Origin of the sequence: Nocardia brevicatena NBRC 12119 (assembly GCF_000308495.1) — a bacterium.
Classification (GTDB): domain Bacteria; phylum Actinomycetota; class Actinomycetes; order Mycobacteriales; family Mycobacteriaceae; genus Nocardia; species Nocardia brevicatena.
Genome location: NZ_BAFU01000228.1, coordinates 1 through 15,885, shown reverse-complemented (window position 1 = coordinate 15,885; position 15,885 = coordinate 1). Strand labels below are relative to the sequence as shown.

The window sequence follows — 15,885 nt, the reverse complement described above, 5'->3', positions numbered from 1 at the left end:
ATCGCCGACCGGCGCGCGCCGGCGCGGCGCCTCGAGGCCGAACACCGGCGGGTGCGCCGGCAGGCATCGCGGGCTCTGGATCGGCTGCTCGCTCCCGAATCCTGCACCCCGGAAGGGGCGCGGGTGCGTCGTGAGCTGGCCGCGGCCGAGCGTGATCAGGAGTTCTACCGGCGGGCCGATCTGTGGCTTGCCGATATCGGGCGCGCACTCGCCTACGCCGACCCGGACGAGACCCTGGCGCGGCTCGCCACGGCTACGCGGGCGCTGGGTGCCGAGCAGACAAGGAAGATCGCATGAGCGAACTGCCCCCGCGGCCGATACTGTCGGAGTACTCCGAGCGGTACCTGTCCGCGATGAGCGACCCGGCGCCGGAGGATACCGACGCTGCGCCGGTCGAGGACGAACCGCCGGCACCGGATGTCGATCCGCTCGAGCGGTTCTGGACGTCGCGGTCGATGCTCGGACATATCCGGCAGTTCGCCCGTGCGCGGCGCGCGGGACCGTGGGCGGTGTTCGGTGTCGTCCTGGCCCGTGCGGTCGCTGCGACCGAACCGAATATGGTGCTTCCGCCGATCGTGGGTTCGGCCAAGTCGTTGAATCTATTTGTTGCCCTGGTCGGCCCGTCCGGTGGTGGCAAGGGCGCGGCCGAGGGTGCCGCGGCCGATGCTGTCGAGTTCATCGGCGGTACCGGACTGATCACCATCGACGAATTCCCCGTCGGATCGGGGGAAGGGATCGCGCGGACGTTCCAGCCCGGCTCCGTCGATGACGACTCCGACCGGCGTACCCGCGCGATGTTCACCGCACCGGAGATCGACACCCTGTCCGCCCTCGGTGCCCGGCAGGGTTCCACGCTGATGGCCGAGCTTCGGAAGATGTTCATGGGCGAGCAGATCGGTTTCGCCAACGCCAACAAGCACACCCGAACCACTCTCGCGGCGCACAGCTATCGGGCGTGTCTGACGGTCGGTGTGCAGCCGCTCAAGGCGGGGCCGTTGCTCGGCGACGCCGACGGCGGTACCCCGCAGCGGTTTTTGTGGCTGCCGGTCGACGACCCCGACGCACCGGAGCAGCGACCGGCCGCGCCCGAACCGCTACAGGTGAAAGTTCAGGCGTGGCAAGCACGGGTCGAGATGGACGTGCCGCAACCCGTGCAGGCCGTGATGGACCGTCACCGCCTGGCCATGCTCCGCGGCGAAGATGTCGACCCCCTGGACGGACACCGGATGCTGACCGGGTTGAAGGTGGCCGCCGCGCTGGCCATCCTCGACGGCCGGGCCGAGGTCACAGAGTCGGACTGGAGGCTCGCCGGCTACGTGATCTGGATATCGGACCGCACCCGCACACAAGTGCAACGGGCCACGGCCGAGCACGCACGCAAGACCAACCATGCCCGTGCCCTGGCCGCCGCCAAGCGAAACGAGGTGATGTCCGAGCACGCCGAAGAACGCGAGCGCGCCCGCATCCGCGGCGCGGTTCTGCGATGCCTCGAACGCCGCGGAACGGTCAGCCGAAAGGACCTGCGCAACACGCTCAAGGCCACATTGCGCGACCGATTGGACGCCGAACTGGCCAATCTCATTGACGCCGGGCACATCGTCGCGGTAACCGATACGACGTTCAGGCTGGCCGATGCGTAGGACGGTAGGACCGACCGCAGAGGGTAGGACGGTAGGACTTCGGTCCTACCCCGATCACCTGCGCAAACACTGTCCTACCCCGGTCCTACCCGGTCCTACCCGCCGCCATGGCGTAGGACCGGGTAGGACCGAAGTAGGACCAGAGTCCTACCCGTCTACCTGCGCCAACATGGGTAGGACCAAAGTCCTACCCCCTCACCCTTTCCGGTCCACCGACGGTGGCGGCAGGACTTCGGACGAGTCGGTCGGCACTGGCGCCGGAACGTCCATGCCCAGGGGGGTCGGAATCGCTGGGCCGGGTGGCGAGGATCCGCGATGACCAGACGGCGCTATCTGAGTGCCGGCGATGAGCGGCGCGCGGCCGTGCTGCTGGTGCACCTGCTCCGCGGTGACCACCTGGCCGCGGCCGCGCTTGAGCGCGACAGCGGGCCGGTGAGCGCGGTTACGCTGGTGAAGGCGGTTACCGCGGTGTTCCCGGAATCGTGGTTGGATCCGGACACGGTGATCGGCCGGGCCGAGGACTACGCGCGTGTGCTACTCGAGGCCGAACACGGGCTACTCGACGACGACCAGGCCGACGACGAGGATAGCGGCTAGTGCAGCGGCTCGAGGGTGTGGCACTGACCGACGACGACGCCGCCGAGCTGGCCGCCGCGCTCGATGTGTTGGCGCAGCTCGCCGCCGACAGGGGCGCCCGGCTCTCACCGCGACTCATTCGGCTACGCGACGGACTCAGGGCCGCTCACGATAGCGCTCACGTCCACGCGAGAACCGGAGTCGCCGACATTGTGAACGCCTTGACTGTCGATATGGGCACGGTTGATACCGCCGCCGCAACGGTATTGGGACTCACCCCGGACAGAGTGCGCTACCTGTGCCGGTCCGGTCGCCTCCCTGCCATCCGCAGCCAGGGCCGGTGGTGGATCAACGCCGTCGAGCTGGAGGCGTACGCCGGTGCCCGCCGCGTGATCGACAGACACTAGATGGAGGAAACCGTGTCATTCCTGCTCCCCTCGAAAGACCCCGCCGGCACTATCAACATTCCGGCGCTGCTGGCCTCGCCTTCTCAGTTGAACGCCGTGCTGGCAAGGCTCACCGAGGAACAGTTGGTGTGTGGTGAGTTCTTCGCGCCGGCGCCGGGCGGTGTGGCCGGTGGTGGCGTTCGCTTCGGCGTGCTGAAGGCCGGAGTCAACTACCTCGAGCGCGACGCCGAGCAGCGCGCGCCGGGCGCCGCGTACGTGTTGAGCGGTTCGGATATGCCGACCGACCTGGCAGTCGTGCAGGACTGGGGATCGAAGGTTCAGATCCTCGACGAGGAGCACGACCGATACGACGCGATCACACTGGCCAACAAGTTGACCCAGCTCGCCAACACCGTCGCCTGCAAGATCGACGCCTTGGCGCTCGCGGCCGTTGACGCCGCCCTGACCGCTCACAGCATCGGCACCGTGCCTGGTCACGACTGGTCGACGCTCGTCACAGTCGGCCCCGACGACCAACTCACCCCGAACACCGATCGGCCGACCGCCGACTTCGCGAACGCCAATCTTCTTGCTGCCATGGACGATATCGGCATCGGCACCCTGGACACGCTGGTGTGCCACCCGCAGGAACACGCGCGGCTCAAGATCGGATACGGAATCGACCTGGCGGCCGTCCTTGCCTCGGCCGGCATCACCAAGGTACGCACCTCGGTTCAGATCGCCCCGGGCGTGGCCTACCTGGTGGAGAACAAGCAGGCAGGACGCACCGTCTACGAACGGCCGTTGACCACCGAAGTGATCGACGACCGCCACCACCGAGCCCAGTACGTACAGAGCTACGTCGTGCCCGCGTTCGCGGTGAGCAAGCCCGGTGCCGTCCGCAAGATCACCGGATTGGCTGGCTGACTCGGACTATCCTTGAAGTGCCTCGGTGGCATTCGCCCCCTACCGTTCCACACTGGTAGGGGGCGATCCACGTTCAGGGACCGCCGAGAAAATCCGACCACCCCCGGCCTGACTCGACGGCGGTAGTCAGGAATTTTTTTGTACGGCCCCGAAAACTGGGCGGGGATTGCCCTCTGAACAGCCCGGATGCCGCAGCTCGACGTCCGACCGGGTAGCGACTGCTCTACGTGGGTTCGACCTTGCGCCAGGTGCCGACACCTGGGGGCGTCTTCCCGCGGACGCGGACCATATGATCGACCGTCTTCGCCGTGAAATCCTTGCCGGTTCCGACCATGAATTTGTCCAGGCCGATGCTCTCGCCACTACGCAGATCCCGCACGACGCGGGTGTCGTTGTCGTATTCGATGCCAGATTCGGAAAGGTCGAGTTCCCACCAAGGCTCAAGTTCGAATGTCATGCCGCGGAACGCTACCGCCACCGGGCCGCAGCATTGCCCGAGTTCGCGAACTTCGTTGGCCGATCCCTCTGCCAACGCCGGTCCGCCAGCGGTTCCCACGTGGGCTACTGCCCGACGCCGCGGGCGATAGCTGCACACCCCCGGGCCCGGCCAGCCTCGAGCTGGCCGGGCCTCAGTCTCCTGATTGCCTATGGCCGGTGTGACTGTGCCGCGCTTAGCCTGAACATATGGATCTTGGGGAGCGGCTACAGAGTCTGAGGAAGCGGCGCGGGTTCACCCAGCGTGAGCTTGCCGAGGCGGCCGGGGTGTCGCTGTCTCTCATCCGCAAGATCGAGCAGGGCGAACGCGACGACGCCCGCATAGACACACTGCGCCGCCTGGCGGTGGCCTTGGGCCGACCGCTGGCAACCCTGCTGGGCCCGGCACCCACCCCACCTGAACCCGCGGCCGGTGCCAACGTGGCGTTGTGGGCACCTACCCGCGAAGCCCTCACGGGCCCGGCCGAGGGTGAGCCGGTGCCCGGTCTCGAGGTGGCGCTCGCGCACGCTACCCGGCTGTACCACGACAACGAATACGAGCAGCTTGCCCGGGTGCTGCCACGATTGATCCGCGACAGCCACACCACGGCGCCGTTGCTGCGGTCGCGGGTGCTGCAACTGGCCGGTTCGATACTGGTGCAGACACGGCAACCGGACTCGGCGCGCCTCGCCCTGGATCGGTCGCTGGCCGATGCGGAATCCACCGGCAACGTGCTCGATGCGGCATCGGCCGTGATCACCCTGTGCTGGTTACTGATCGTGGAACGACAATTCGACCAAGTGCGGAACCTGGCTACCCAATGGGCCGACCGGGTAGAGCCGCGGCTATCGGTCGCGACCGCTCGCGAGATCTCCACCTGGGGCTGGCTTCTGCTGCGCGGTTCGGCCGCGGCAGTACGTGACAACCGGCCCGATGAAGCCGAGGACATGATGAGACTCGCCGCGGCCGGCGCGGTCGCGATACGCCCCGAACGCGCCCCGTACCACCAGTACTGGACAGCGTTCGATCCGGCCACCGTCGCCATGAAGCGCGTGGAGAACGCCGTGATAGACGATCGCCCCGACCTCGCGCTACGACTGGCGCGCGATATCCCGCCGGACCTCCGTCCGACATCGGACAACCGCAACCGGCACCTCTTGGACGTGGCCACCGCCCAGCTCGAGCTACAGCGCTACGACAACGCGTTCGAGGTCCTGGCGAAACTGTCGCGTGAAGCTCGACCGTGGTTCGTGGAACAGCGATCAGTCGGTGACATCCTGAGCCGGATCATCACCAAGCGCCGCACGCTCACCCCCGAAATGCGCGAACTCGCCGACATGATCCGACTCGAATACTGATGTGGCACTTCGGTTCCCTACCCGCTGGAAGTGCCATAGCGGCACGACTGGCCCCTGTACAAGGCTTCTCACCAGCCCCGCCGCCGGGCTGACCTCCCCGGCCCCCGGCGGCGGGTGCCTTCCAGCAGTAGGGGACGACGACAGGGGACACACCATGAGCTACACCGAGCAGCCGCCGTTGCCGGTCCGGGCGTCGATGCGCTCGCAAGCAATCGTGACCGCACTGGGCATATGGGAACTCATCGGCACCCGCGTAGACGCCGACGCGTGCAGCGACACCGAGCTACTGGAGCGCATCGCCGAGGGCCTGAGAACACGCGCGTGACCGAACGCGCCGACCAGTTGCACGGGAACGACGACAGGGGAACATTACATGACGAGACCGAAGGCGCTCGGATATCTGCGCCGTGACAAGTCCGGCGTTCATCAGCAATGGGACGAAGCGCAGATTCGCGCCCTGGCCCACCGGTTCGGGTACGAGCTGTGCAAGACGATCGTGTTCGGCCCGAACGCCGAGGACCCCATAGGCGAGCTGGTGCACGCGATCGGCCGTGCCGAGGCCGAGGCGCTGTTCGTACCCGGCCTCGAACACTTCGACGGCATCGTGCCCCGGACCCTGGTATCGGTCGCCGATGTCATCACCGTGACACCGCAGCGCACCTACGCCCGATGGTCGACCGGGCAGCTACCCGCCGAACTCGACGGGGCGTAAGTGGTGCGGGAGAACCGCTCGAGCTATACCGCGCTGGTCCGTACTTTCCCCGTATAAACGTTCCCGGAATCGGTCAGATTACGCCGGACGGCTACGCACTGAAAATCTGCCGTAATCGGCTGCAGCGCAATATATATGGGGAAAATCTCGGACACTTGGGGACGCTCATAGGGCCGGTAGCGAAGTACCGGCAGATTACTGGTTCGAGTCCAGTTGGGGGAGCTTCGTAAGTGCTTCTGACCAGGCATTCGGGTGTAGTCCTGAAGCTGGTTCCGTTAATTCTTGTGCTCGAGGGTCCACCTTGGGTCCATGATCGGGTCCATCGTTCGAGGTCGTCGTCGGCGTGTCTAAGCGAGGCGGTTTCTCAATGCGGTGCAGTTGTCGACTTCGGGGTTGCGTGTGGCGTAGTAGCGGGCGGCGACCAGGGGTGAGTTTCCGAGTTGAGCGGCGGCGGCTTCGATGCTTTTGGCGTCGCGGATGTCGGTGGCGATGCGGTGCCGGATCTGGGTTGGTGTGATCGCGGCGTAGGCGTTGCCGCGGATGGTGCGCCAGAGTCTGGCGAAGTTGTTCGGGTTCCATCCTTGGCCGTGGCGGGTGGGGATGAGCAGGTTGTCTGGGGAGTCGATGTCGTAGGCGAGTAGTTCGCCGACGGCGTGTGTGCCGGTGGCGGACAGGGCGAGGCGGCGTTTGCCTTTGGTGTCGGTTTTCAGGCGTGGTTGCCAGCGGCAGCCGTGTCCGTCGCCGAGGTCTTCCAGTTTCCCACGGCCCCAGATCCCGGGGACTGTCGCGTCGAGTTCGGTGTCCTGGATGCGGAACCCGAGGAGTTCGCCGGGCCGGGCGCCGGTGTCCATCAGGAGCTGGATGATCGGGTAGATCCGTGGATCGCGGGCGGGGCCGCCGCGGTGCCGGCTGAGGTTGCCCCGGTCTTCCGGACACCAACGGTGAGGCGAGATACTCGCCTCCGAAAGGAGTCTGGATGCCACCAGCACACCCACCGGAGTTCCGTCAGCGCGCGATCGAGTTGGCCCGCACCAGCGACAAGCCGATCGGTCAGATCGCGAAGGGCTTGGGGATCTCGGAGTCGTGTCTGCGGAACCGGCTCGAGCGCGCCGACATCGACGAAGGCGCACGTGACGGTGTGACCAGCGCAGAACGTAAGGAACTGACCGAGCTGCGGCGCAGGACCCGGCAGCTCGAACTGGAGAACGAGGTGCTGCGCAAGGCCGCGGCCTACTTCGCGCGGGAGAACGTCCTCCCACAATAGTGTTCGGAGGTGGTCGACGAACTGGCCGAAGCCGACATCCCGGTCACGGTTTCATGCCGTGTGCTGCGGGTGTCGACCTCCGGGTACTACGAATGGAAGCATCGCGGCGAATCCGCGCGTGCCCGCGCTGATCGTGGGCTCACCGCCACGATCACCGACATCCATACCGCCTCACGCGGCACCTATGGTGCCCCGCGGGTGCATGCCGAGCTACGGCTCGGTCGAGGGATGCGGGTGGGACGCAAACGCGTGGCCCGGCCGATGCGCAGCGCTGGACCGGCCGGGGTCTTCCGCCGCCGTCGAGCCGGTACCGCTCGGGACCCGCAGGCCAGTCCGCACCCGGATCTGGTCAATCGCCGTTTCGCCGCCGAGGGTCCGGACCGGCTGTGGTGCATGGACGTGACCCGGCACCGCACCACCGAAGGCTGGGTGTACTGCGCGGTCGTGCTCGATGCGTTCTCCCGCCGCATCGTGGGGTGGTCGATCGCGGACCATTTGCGCGCTGAACTGGTCTGCGACGCCCTGGACATGGCCTGCCGGCGGCGCAGACCGCCGGATGGGCAGACCATAGCCCACGGTGATCACGGCGCTCAGTACACCAGCTGGGCTTTCGGGCAGCGCATCCGTGCCGCCGGGCTGCCCGGGTCGATGGGATCTATCGGTGACTGTTTTGACAACAGCATGGTCGAAAGCTTCTTCGGTACGATGCAATTGGAATTGCCAGACCGCAAGCAGTGGGTGACGCGCCAAGAACTGGTCAACGCGATCTTCTACTACATCGAAACCTTCTACAACCCCACAAGGCGACACTCCAAGATCGAAATGCTCAGCCCTGTAGAGTACGAACGAACCCACACCCCACTCACGCAGCCGCGTGGGCATCACACCCAACCCGTCCGGGAATTCGGGGCAACCTCAAAGGCTGTCGAGGTGAATCTCAGGATGCCCCTGAGATTATCGTTTCGTTTCGGGAAGTACAGGGGTCAGAACGCTGTTCATGGAGTTCACTGCTCGGTCGCGGCTGCTCCGAACGGTAGTTGTACAGGGAGCCTTGTACTGCGGCCCGGCAGCCGGCTCGTCGCGCCCACCACTTATCTGGCTCACCGCCACCGGCATCTGCTTCGAAGCCGGCCGTCGTTGCATTATCAATACGGCAATGTATCGGGCGCTCTACCGCAGGTCTTCTTCGACGGTGCGCTGGACAACCGAGCGATGGATACCGCCCTGGTCACGAAACGTGAGGCAGGTCTCAGGTGCGACCCAGGGCGATGTCGACAAACTATCGATGTATTGTACCGCGCACCGCGTTGAGCACGGCATCTGTGGCGGCCGCGTCGCCGACGGTGATGCGGATACCTGTTGGATAGTGTTTGACCAGAATGCCGGCTCCTGCCAGGGCCGCGCCGACAGTATCGGTGGTGTCCTCCGGTGGGGTCAGGTAGACGAAGTTCGCCACACTGTCGGGGACCGCAAACCGCAACCGGCGTAGCCCGTCGATGAGCCGCCGCCGCTCGGTGTCGATTTCGGCGACGCGAGCTGCGATTTCCGGCTCCGCCGCATAGCATGCCTGCACTCCTACTTCGGCGAGTGCATTCATGCCGAAGGGCACTTGCCAGCGAGCGATGCGTTTGATTGTTTCAGGGGCGCCGACCGCGTAACCGACCCGCAATGCTGCCAGTCCGTAGGCTTTGGAGAAGGTGCGCAGCACCAACAGGTTCGGATACTTCTGCAGCAGTGCAAGGGCATGGACACGATCCTGCGGTGTGACGAAGTCCACGTACGCTTCATCCAGTACGACGGTCACCGCGGGATCGATGCCGGCGACGAAGGCGGAGAACTCATCTGTTTCGACTCGAGTTCCAGTTGGATTGTGTGGACTGCACACCACCACCAGGCGTGTGTACTCATCGATCATGCTCGCCATCGCTGTGAGGTCTTGGCGGCCATCGATGGTCAGTGGCACCTGGATCGGTTGCCCGCCGGTCATCCTGGCAAGGATCGGATAGCCTTCGAACGTCGGTGCTGCCATCACCACTGTTGCGCCGGGTGTCACCATCTCCTGCATGATGTGCGTGATTACGCCGGTTGCCCCGGCACCCACCATCACCGCCTCGGGAGCACACCCGAGGCGATCGGCGATCAACCGTGGCAGCCGCTGTGGCAGGAACTCCGGATACCTGTTCGCCGAGGCGAGTGCCTGCGTCAGTGCATTGTGTACCGATGGCGGTGGGCCATAAGGGTTTTCATTGAGCTGCAGACGATGCCCGAGCTGCATCGCGTGCGTCATGTCGAAGTCCTCATTTTCAGCGTCCACCCCACCGCACCGCCGCAGCGGCGGCGAAATCGCCGGCGTGGGCGAATCCGGCGAGCATGACCAGCGAGTCCGCCGGCACTCGACCCTCCTCGACAGCGCGATCGAAGGTGATGGGAATACCTGCGGCGAACAAGTTCCCGCATTCGTCGAAGGTATCGGGGTGTCGTTCGGCCGGCAGCTGCAGCGCGTCGCGCCAGTTGCGCAGAAATGCACGATTGGGCTGGTTGGTCACCAGCAGATCCAGCCCGGTCGAAGCGATCCCGATGCGTCGGCACACCGCTTCGACAACCTCGGGCACGATTCGGTTGCCGCGCGCCAACACCTTCGCAATCCTTGATTCGGTGAAGCCGATATGCATCTGACCGGGTCCGGCCTCCCAGTACTTACGCGGCGGGTCGGCGATCACGTTCATCTGCCCCGCGTATTCCGGCAGGTGACGGGCCTCGAGGCCGAGAATCGGCGAGTCGGCGGACTTGACGAGCAGGCCCGCACCGGCACCGTCGCCAGGGATGGCCGCCTGCGGCTTACCACGCACCTGTTCCTGGATGAAAATCTGCCCGGCAGCGTTCTGTACTGTGACGATCAACGCCGAACGCGCGCTGGTACTCACCAGCAACTGGCCGGCCAGCTTCATCGCGTAGACGAAGGCGGCGCAACCACCGTTGTGTAGATCGATCAACCACTCGGGGGAGATGCCCAACCTGGCCGCAATCTCGCCGCCGTTGCCGACGATGCCGGTCTCCGGCAGCTGGGTGTGCACGATCAGGATATCGACCTCCTGCAGCACATCTGTGCCGCGGCGGGTCAGGATCGGCGCAACGGCCCGCTCGGCCATATCGGCCGGAGTTTCCCCAGGTGTGATGTGGTGGCGGAATTTCGGGGCTTTGAACATGACGTTTGCCGTCACGTCCTCCGGCTCGGCATAGCGCGCGAAGTAGTCCGCGGAGACGATATTCTCGGGGAGGTAGCTTGCGACGTCGACGAGGCTGACGGTGCTCTGAGCGGACAGGCTCATGGTTAATCCATCCATTCCGGTTTAATCGGTAGGCCGTTGGCGTGGCGGTGCTCACAGATCGCCTTGAGGTTGCGGAGCTCGAGCAGGTGGCCGGCGGCGAAGAGGTGCCAGAAGTCGCCCACCCACACCGGGCGTTCCTGCGGTGCGGTGTCGGGGTAGCCATTCTCGTCGTAGAACGGGTGGTGGCAGTTGGTCCACAGCACCACCGATCCGGGCTTGTTCAGCACCGGCTGCGCATCCACGACCCGCATCAGATAGATCATCCAGAGGTGTTCGCCCTGATCCCAGGCGCAGTGGTAGTCGACGGTACGGGCGTGCGGATTGGCGACAGTGCGAGTGTAGATGCGGGTGTGTCGACCGATTCGGTCATCGGAAACCCACAGGTCGGGTTTCTCGGTGCGTTCAAACCCCCGCAGACTGTAGCTCCATTCGCACAGACTGCGGGTATCGGCGAGGTAGGAGTACACTTCCTCCGGTGGGGCGGAGATGTACTCGTGGACGGTGCAGTACTGCCCGTAGATATCGTCGTGAGGGTACACCGCACGGGTCATGTCGAGCACCATCGGCATGCCCTCCTTCACACTGATGTTCTCGATCCGGTACACGCCAGGAACATCTAGTTCCGGAACCTCGATCGGTTCGGGCTTGGTGGTTTCGCTCACGCGGACAACTCCTTCAGAAATGTTGTGAACGGGGGGATTTCGTCGGGATCACAGATCAGTTCGATGAAGACCGGCCCAGACGCGTCCCGCGAATCGTCGAGGGCAGTGTCGAATTCATCAACTGTGGCGGTGGAATACGCGGGCAGATGGGGGAACATCGCCGCCACCGCGGCGCCGATGTGCGCTTGCCCGAATCGGTTGAAGGTGTAGTCGCCGGAGTAGAAGAGTTGTTCGCGGGTCACGCACATGGCGTGCGCGTTGTTGTTGAATACGACGAACGTCACCGGCACCTGATATTCGACGGCGGTGTGCACCTCGTGGCCGTGCATGAAGTACGCGCCGTCTCCGGCGATCACGAACGTGCGCCTACCCCTGCCCAGTGCGCTGCCGATCCCAGCGCCGAATGCATAACCCATACCTCCCATACCGAGGGCGATCAGGAAGCGACCGTTATCGGGAATCGGGAGATGGTGAACCACCGCGGCACCAGTGTTGCCGGCGTCGGCAATCACGTCCGCGCCGCGTTCCAGATGAGCGGCGAGCACTGTGACCGCGTCGCGATAACGCACCCCCGGCCCCGCTGCTGGTGGAACGATCAACTTGTGCAAATCTTTTCGCTGCATAAGCTGTGGTTCCACAACACCGGCAGTGAGTGCTGCCAGATCCAACAGGGTGCGGCCCAGCGCACCCGACAGTCGAGCGTGGGCCCGGACGAACGGCGGCTCGACACCTATATGCAGCACTCGCGAGCAGCTCGTCAGCGCATCGTCCAGGCCGACACGGTCGGTCATCGACATCGACGCGCCGGCCAGCACGCACAGGCGAGCGCCGCCGATCAGATCAGGCACGTGCGGATGGCCCATGACGCCGGTGACTCCAGCGAACCTCGGGTGACGATTAGGGAAGGCATCCTTGGCACCTGGAGTGACGACAACCGCCGCGTCCACCGCGTCCGCGAACACTTTCAACTCCGCGCGCGCGTCCTGCCGCGCAACCTCTGGACCGGCGATGATCACCACTGGGCCGCGGCCGGCACTCACCAGATCGGCGGCATCGGCAAGACGACTCGAAGCAACCACACCAGGATGTGCCGCTTCCACGACATCGGCAACCGCCGGAACCGACACCGGTACGGACGATTGTTGAACATCCTTGGGCAACAATACGACCGCCGGCCCACCGGACAGCGCTGCCGTGACCGCCTGATCCAGCACTGCATCGACGTCCTCGGCGCGGGTGAGCTTCACGCAATACTTCGATACCGCGCCGAATACCCGCTCGGCGTCAAGGCGGCCCGGGCCGCCGCTGGTGTCTTGGAAGGCCCCCCGGCCCTCGAGCAAGATGGGGGGCTGGCCGACCAACGCCAACAATGGGACCCGCGAGTCGAAAGACTCCCCCAGTGCCGCAATCAGGTTCAGTGCCCCTCCGCCGGATGTGGCGGCAACGACACCGAGCCGGTTGGTGGCTCGCGCGTAACCATCGGCCATAGTGGCAGCACCGAATTCGTGTTTGGCGACAATCCCCGTTATCGAGGTTTCAGCGCGCTGGACAGCATCGTAGAGGTCCTCGATATTGGCGCCGCCGACACCGAACAGGTAATCGGTGTGCATAGCAATCCGCGCAACAATCCGCTCCACGACACTTACGGCACCACGCGCAGACTGCTCAGCCAAAGATATCCTACGCGACATGAGGCCCACATCTCGGCCCTGCGGGTAGACCACCCCGCAAGGACACAGGTAGCGGACACGGTGTCCCATCTTGCACTTGCAATTTTTCGCCTTCTACATTCCGACCGGCATCATCGTCTACAAAAGGTCATCGTCGACAGCCACGCAAACGCAACAGTGCCCAGAGCCGAGACGTTCTCGACCGATGCCCCCGCAGGGTCGATGGAGTTCACGTGACAGATGAGGTGCTCGGCCGGCCACGTGTAACCAAGATCATCCCACCGTCGGTTCAACGGTTTTGTATTTTACGTTTGCTTGGCAGTGAGCGGTGTACATGCAGGTCAGCGCAGCGTTCTCGTAATCTGACTCATAATCCATTGCTGTCCTTCGATCCAAACAAAGGGGCTACTGCACGGTCAGGTGGACCGTCACGGGTTGGGGGCCGCTTGGCGCGCCTACGGTCTGCCGCCGGTCTACCTGAACAGAGCAGTGAACGACGACTCCGGTGCCAGTGCTCCTTCTTTTCCCACCATTGCGGGCCGAGGAGCCAATGCTCGGTGTCTCGCAGTCCGCGAACCCGCTGGTGGGCGAGGTCGATCGCAGCCTGGTCCTCACCGAGGACCTCGATTTCGATACCTGGGATAGCGGTCCAGGTCACGATCTCTTCGGCGGCGTGGATCACCGGATCCCGGCGGCAGCGCCTCGGCTGTCGGGGCGGACCTGTCCGACGACATCGCGGTCACCGAGATGATCGGCCACATCCGCGACCGGTACGGTCGCCTCGACGCGCTCGTGCTCAACGCCTGGAGCGGATCCGAACGCGGTGCCGAGCCCGGCTATGCCCTCCGTGGTTTATGCCGGTGAATTCGGGCGTCGTTGGTCGGTGAATTCGGGTGTCGGTTGTCGGCTCGGTGAGAAGTGGCGCAAGTTCGGGCTTCCAGCTCTCGACGGTAAACAATGCCACTTCGCCGGCTGTAGCCGGACCGGGTGTCAGCTGGAATGTGGTCGGAATCGGCATCCGTCCGACCGGGATCGGCGGCGCTCCGCTCATGCTGGACATCTGGTTACCCGAGTAGAAACTGATGTTCTCGATTCCACCGCGCTCTGTGGGGTGGCAAGCGGGACAATCAGTCCCTGCGCGCCCAGTTTCGCGATGGCTTGCCGGGTGGCGTGGCGGGCCTTGGCGTGCTGAACGATTGGTGATTTTTCACTGTGGCGGCGTCGCTGATGTTGAGGACGCCGCCCGCGTCGGCCGGCACGCCCAGCGCCGTGCACACCGCCTTAACGGCATCGTGCTCGTATACGGGATTGCCATCCTTGATGGTCTCCATGACGGTATTTATCGTCAGGGAGAGGTCGGTGGTTGTAGGTGTCGCTCCGATTTCTACGAGCTGTGCGGCCTCGGTCTGATTCACGATGTCTCCCGGGGTATGCGATCTCCGAATGCCGAGAGATCCCGGCACCCCCTTTCGAATGAAGAAGATCGCCAGAGTACGCATCGGACCGCAACCGCACCAGCGAGTATTCGGAACCTGCATCAACGATCGGAGCTCACGACCTCAGGGGCTCAGTCGTCGTGGCCGTTGGGGAGATCGGGCAGATACTTGTACAGCGTGGTCCGCGACACCCCCAGCAGTCGCGCGATCGAGGACACCGACTCATCCGGGCGGGTCAGCAGCGCGCGGGTCTGCCGGATCTGCTCCTCGGACATGGCCCCGAAATCCTGAAGCTGCCGGGAAGTGCAAAGTAGGCCCAACCAGTTTGGTGCAAGATCCTCATGAATCGAAGGGCGGCGCTCGCCGGCTGTTCGTTGCGCTTCCTTCTCTACCGGCCGATCGAGCCAGGACGTCATCTGATGTAGGTATCCGGCGGCTTGCCCTGCTCGCGTCGATCCATACGGAACGGTCCTGGGGGCGGCGGTTGGTGGTGTTACACGCCGAAGGTGTCGCGGGCGCGGGTTTTCCATTCCTCGAGGAGTTGGCGTGCTTGCCGGTCGAATTCTTGCCGGTCGGCTGCGGGCCAGGTATCGGGGTCGGTGTCGAGGCCGCGTTCGGTGACGAACTGCATGAAGTGGGTGGAGGTGGCTTTGCTGCGGGCCCGGATGAACTCGCGTTCTTCCGGGGTGGGGGTCACAGTTTCTTCATCCCGTACCATGTCGATCCTTTCATCAGTTCCTCGCCGAGTTTCGGGTTGTCCCCGGCGAGCATGACCAGTTCCCGAGGCGAGGGGATATCGGCGACCGGCCCGTTGAATCGCCTGCGCATGTCGTGGAGCAGCGCGGTGTCGCCGGGGCTCAACGGGCCTATTTCCCCGCGGAGCAGTGAGTCGATGCGGGTTCTCATGTTGCTGACGGACTCTCCCAGTTTCCCGGGGCTCGGGTTCCAGTCGTAGCCGGCCTTGGCCCAGGCGACCGCGCCGTCGAGTGCGTCGTTCTCCCGTAGTCTCGTGGCCGTCAACTCTATTCTGTCGACGCCCGATCGACGGAAGTAGTCCTCGGTGGATGCGGAGAACGCGGTGGCGAATCCTTTACCGGTGAAGCCTTCGTTGAGTTCGATGATGTTGTTGGTGACCACCAGCTTTCCGCCGTCGTCGCGTGTGAACTCGTAGTCGAGATATCCGGCGTCTTCTCCGCTGTCGCTCCGGATATCCGCGACGAAGCCCCCGTGCGCGGGGTGGACGTCTCCGTCCTCGTCGACCCAGGTCTGTTGGTACCGGGCGCCGAGATCCTCGAGATGGTAGGGGCCGTATCGGCGTTGTAGTCCTCGCAGTTCCCGGGTCAGCTCGTAGTCGTCGAGGTCGCCGCGACGGGCGCGGTCGTAGAGGTCGCCCAGCGGTGTCATATGCGACAGGTCGGTGACCGGTGTCCTCGTGACTCGCGCGGCGGTA

The 15,885-nt window shown here is 64.7% G+C and carries 20 protein-coding genes; 10 read left to right on the top strand and 10 right to left on the bottom strand.

Annotated features, from left to right (window positions below; translation table 11 throughout):
- From ON20_RS27290 to ON20_RS27270, 5 genes are all read left to right on the top strand, one after another.
- A partial coding sequence (locus tag ON20_RS27290; RefSeq protein WP_040840279.1) for a hypothetical protein occupies window positions 1–297 on the top strand: 297 nt, incomplete at its 5' end.
- Entirely contained in the window at window positions 294–1,640 is a 1,347-nt protein-coding gene (locus ON20_RS27285) for a hypothetical protein (RefSeq protein WP_245547521.1), read from the top strand. The genes ON20_RS27290 and ON20_RS27285, both read left to right, overlap by 4 nt.
- Window positions 1,641–1,955: 315 nt before the next feature.
- Entirely contained in the window at window positions 1,956–2,237 is a 282-nt protein-coding gene (locus ON20_RS27280; protein WP_040840277.1) for a hypothetical protein, read from the top strand.
- On the top strand, window positions 2,237–2,623 hold the full coding sequence (locus ON20_RS27275; protein ID WP_051163445.1) for a helix-turn-helix domain-containing protein: 387 nt from the start codon (window positions 2,237–2,239) through the stop codon (window positions 2,621–2,623). The genes ON20_RS27280 and ON20_RS27275 overlap by 1 nt, the downstream gene beginning before the upstream one ends.
- Before the next feature lie 12 nt (window positions 2,624–2,635).
- Window positions 2,636–3,529: a major capsid protein gene (locus tag ON20_RS27270; RefSeq protein ID WP_218002659.1), complete on the top strand. Its 894-nt coding sequence runs from the start codon at window positions 2,636–2,638 to the stop codon at window positions 3,527–3,529.
- Window positions 3,530–3,752: 223 nt separating this feature from the next.
- On the opposite strand, the gene ON20_RS27265 is transcribed toward ON20_RS27270, so the two are convergent.
- Window positions 3,753–4,061 (bottom strand): hypothetical protein, encoded by a 309-nt coding sequence (locus ON20_RS27265; RefSeq protein WP_218002658.1) that lies wholly within the window; start codon window positions 4,059–4,061, stop codon window positions 3,753–3,755.
- A 152-nt stretch (window positions 4,062–4,213) separates the two neighbouring features.
- On the opposite strand from ON20_RS27265, the gene ON20_RS27260 reads away from it, so the two are divergent.
- The 3 genes from ON20_RS27260 to ON20_RS27255 all read left to right on the top strand — a co-directional run bounded on the left by ON20_RS27260 (window position 4,214) and on the right by ON20_RS27255 (window position 6,074).
- Window positions 4,214–5,362 (top strand): helix-turn-helix domain-containing protein, encoded by a 1,149-nt coding sequence (locus ON20_RS27260; RefSeq protein WP_040840273.1) that lies wholly within the window; start codon window positions 4,214–4,216, stop codon window positions 5,360–5,362.
- Between the two features lie 154 nt (window positions 5,363–5,516).
- Window positions 5,517–5,687 carry a hypothetical protein gene (locus tag ON20_RS36935; RefSeq protein ID WP_157229056.1) on the top strand — a complete coding sequence of 57 codons (171 nt, stop codon included), beginning with the start codon at window positions 5,517–5,519 and terminating at the stop codon, window positions 5,685–5,687.
- 48 nt (window positions 5,688–5,735) lie between these two features.
- Window positions 5,736–6,074: a hypothetical protein gene (locus tag ON20_RS27255; RefSeq protein ID WP_040840271.1), complete on the top strand. Its 339-nt coding sequence runs from the start codon at window positions 5,736–5,738 to the stop codon at window positions 6,072–6,074.
- Window positions 6,075–6,421: 347 nt separating this feature from the next.
- Here ON20_RS27255 and ON20_RS27250 read toward each other — a convergent pair whose 3' ends face one another.
- Window positions 6,422–7,057: a tyrosine-type recombinase/integrase gene (locus tag ON20_RS27250; protein ID WP_157229055.1), complete on the bottom strand. Its 636-nt coding sequence runs from the start codon at window positions 7,055–7,057 to the stop codon at window positions 6,422–6,424.
- Between ON20_RS27250 and ON20_RS27245 the strand changes: the two genes are divergently transcribed.
- On the top strand, window positions 7,051–7,338 hold the full coding sequence (locus ON20_RS27245) for a transposase (RefSeq protein WP_040840267.1): 288 nt from the start codon (window positions 7,051–7,053) through the stop codon (window positions 7,336–7,338). The two genes, ON20_RS27250 and ON20_RS27245, sit on opposite strands and share 7 nt — an antisense overlap.
- 9 nt (window positions 7,339–7,347) lie before the next feature.
- Complete coding sequence (locus ON20_RS35100; protein ID WP_083865332.1) at window positions 7,348–8,649, top strand: IS3 family transposase; 1,302 nt, start codon at window positions 7,348–7,350, stop codon at window positions 8,647–8,649.
- Here the strand turns inward: ON20_RS35100 and ON20_RS27235 are convergent.
- The 8 genes from ON20_RS27235 to ON20_RS27200 all read right to left on the bottom strand — a co-directional run.
- Window positions 8,618–9,625, bottom strand: coding sequence for a pyridoxal phosphate-dependent aminotransferase (locus tag ON20_RS27235; RefSeq protein ID WP_040840264.1), 1,008 nt, complete (start codon window positions 9,623–9,625; stop codon window positions 8,618–8,620). The genes ON20_RS35100 and ON20_RS27235 overlap by 32 nt on opposite strands.
- 16 nt (window positions 9,626–9,641) lie before the next feature.
- Window positions 9,642–10,667, bottom strand: a complete 1,026-nt coding sequence (locus ON20_RS27230; RefSeq protein ID WP_040840262.1) for a 3-oxoacyl-ACP synthase III family protein — start codon at window positions 10,665–10,667, stop codon at window positions 9,642–9,644.
- Window positions 10,668–10,669: 2 nt separating this feature from the next.
- Window positions 10,670–11,329, bottom strand: coding sequence for a hypothetical protein (locus tag ON20_RS27225; protein ID WP_051163439.1), 660 nt, complete (start codon window positions 11,327–11,329; stop codon window positions 10,670–10,672).
- Window positions 11,326–12,966, bottom strand: coding sequence for a thiamine pyrophosphate-binding protein (locus ON20_RS27220; protein WP_306306880.1), 1,641 nt, complete (start codon window positions 12,964–12,966; stop codon window positions 11,326–11,328). The genes ON20_RS27225 and ON20_RS27220 overlap by 4 nt, the downstream gene beginning before the upstream one ends.
- 1,160 nt (window positions 12,967–14,126) lie before the next feature.
- Window positions 14,127–14,414, bottom strand: a complete 288-nt coding sequence (locus ON20_RS27210; protein WP_157229054.1) for a hypothetical protein — start codon at window positions 14,412–14,414, stop codon at window positions 14,127–14,129.
- Window positions 14,415–14,566: 152 nt separating this feature from the next.
- Window positions 14,567–14,710: a helix-turn-helix domain-containing protein gene (locus tag ON20_RS35095; protein ID WP_083865330.1), complete on the bottom strand. Its 144-nt coding sequence runs from the start codon at window positions 14,708–14,710 to the stop codon at window positions 14,567–14,569.
- Between the two features lie 218 nt (window positions 14,711–14,928).
- Window positions 14,929–15,132 (bottom strand): hypothetical protein, encoded by a 204-nt coding sequence (locus tag ON20_RS27205; RefSeq protein ID WP_040840256.1) that lies wholly within the window; start codon window positions 15,130–15,132, stop codon window positions 14,929–14,931.
- On the bottom strand, window positions 15,129–15,885 hold a 757-nt coding region (locus ON20_RS27200; RefSeq protein ID WP_040840254.1), incomplete at its 5' end, for a hypothetical protein. The genes ON20_RS27200 and ON20_RS27205, both read right to left, overlap by 4 nt.

What these genes read in the sequence shown, in the direction of transcription:
- ON20_RS27285 (WP_245547521.1), top strand. Translation starts at nt 294, where the DNA reads ATGAGCGAACTGCCCCCGCGGCCGATACTGTCGGAGTACTCCGAGCGG.
- ON20_RS27280 (WP_040840277.1), top strand. Translation starts at nt 1,956, where the DNA reads ATGACCAGACGGCGCTATCTGAGTGCCGGCGATGAGCGGCGCGCGGCC.
- ON20_RS27260 (WP_040840273.1), top strand. Translation starts at nt 4,214, where the DNA reads ATGGATCTTGGGGAGCGGCTACAGAGTCTGAGGAAGCGGCGCGGGTTC.
- ON20_RS36935 (WP_157229056.1), top strand. Translation starts at nt 5,517, where the DNA reads ATGAGCTACACCGAGCAGCCGCCGTTGCCGGTCCGGGCGTCGATGCGC.
- ON20_RS27255 (WP_040840271.1), top strand. Translation starts at nt 5,736, where the DNA reads ATGACGAGACCGAAGGCGCTCGGATATCTGCGCCGTGACAAGTCCGGC.
- ON20_RS27245 (WP_040840267.1), top strand. Translation starts at nt 7,051, where the DNA reads ATGCCACCAGCACACCCACCGGAGTTCCGTCAGCGCGCGATCGAGTTG.
- ON20_RS27235 (WP_040840264.1), bottom strand. Translation starts at nt 9,625, where the DNA reads ATGACGCACGCGATGCAGCTCGGGCATCGTCTGCAGCTCAATGAAAAC.
- ON20_RS27230 (WP_040840262.1), bottom strand. Translation starts at nt 10,667, where the DNA reads ATGAGCCTGTCCGCTCAGAGCACCGTCAGCCTCGTCGACGTCGCAAGC.
- ON20_RS35095 (WP_083865330.1), bottom strand. Translation starts at nt 14,710, where the DNA reads ATGTCCGAGGAGCAGATCCGGCAGACCCGCGCGCTGCTGACCCGCCCG.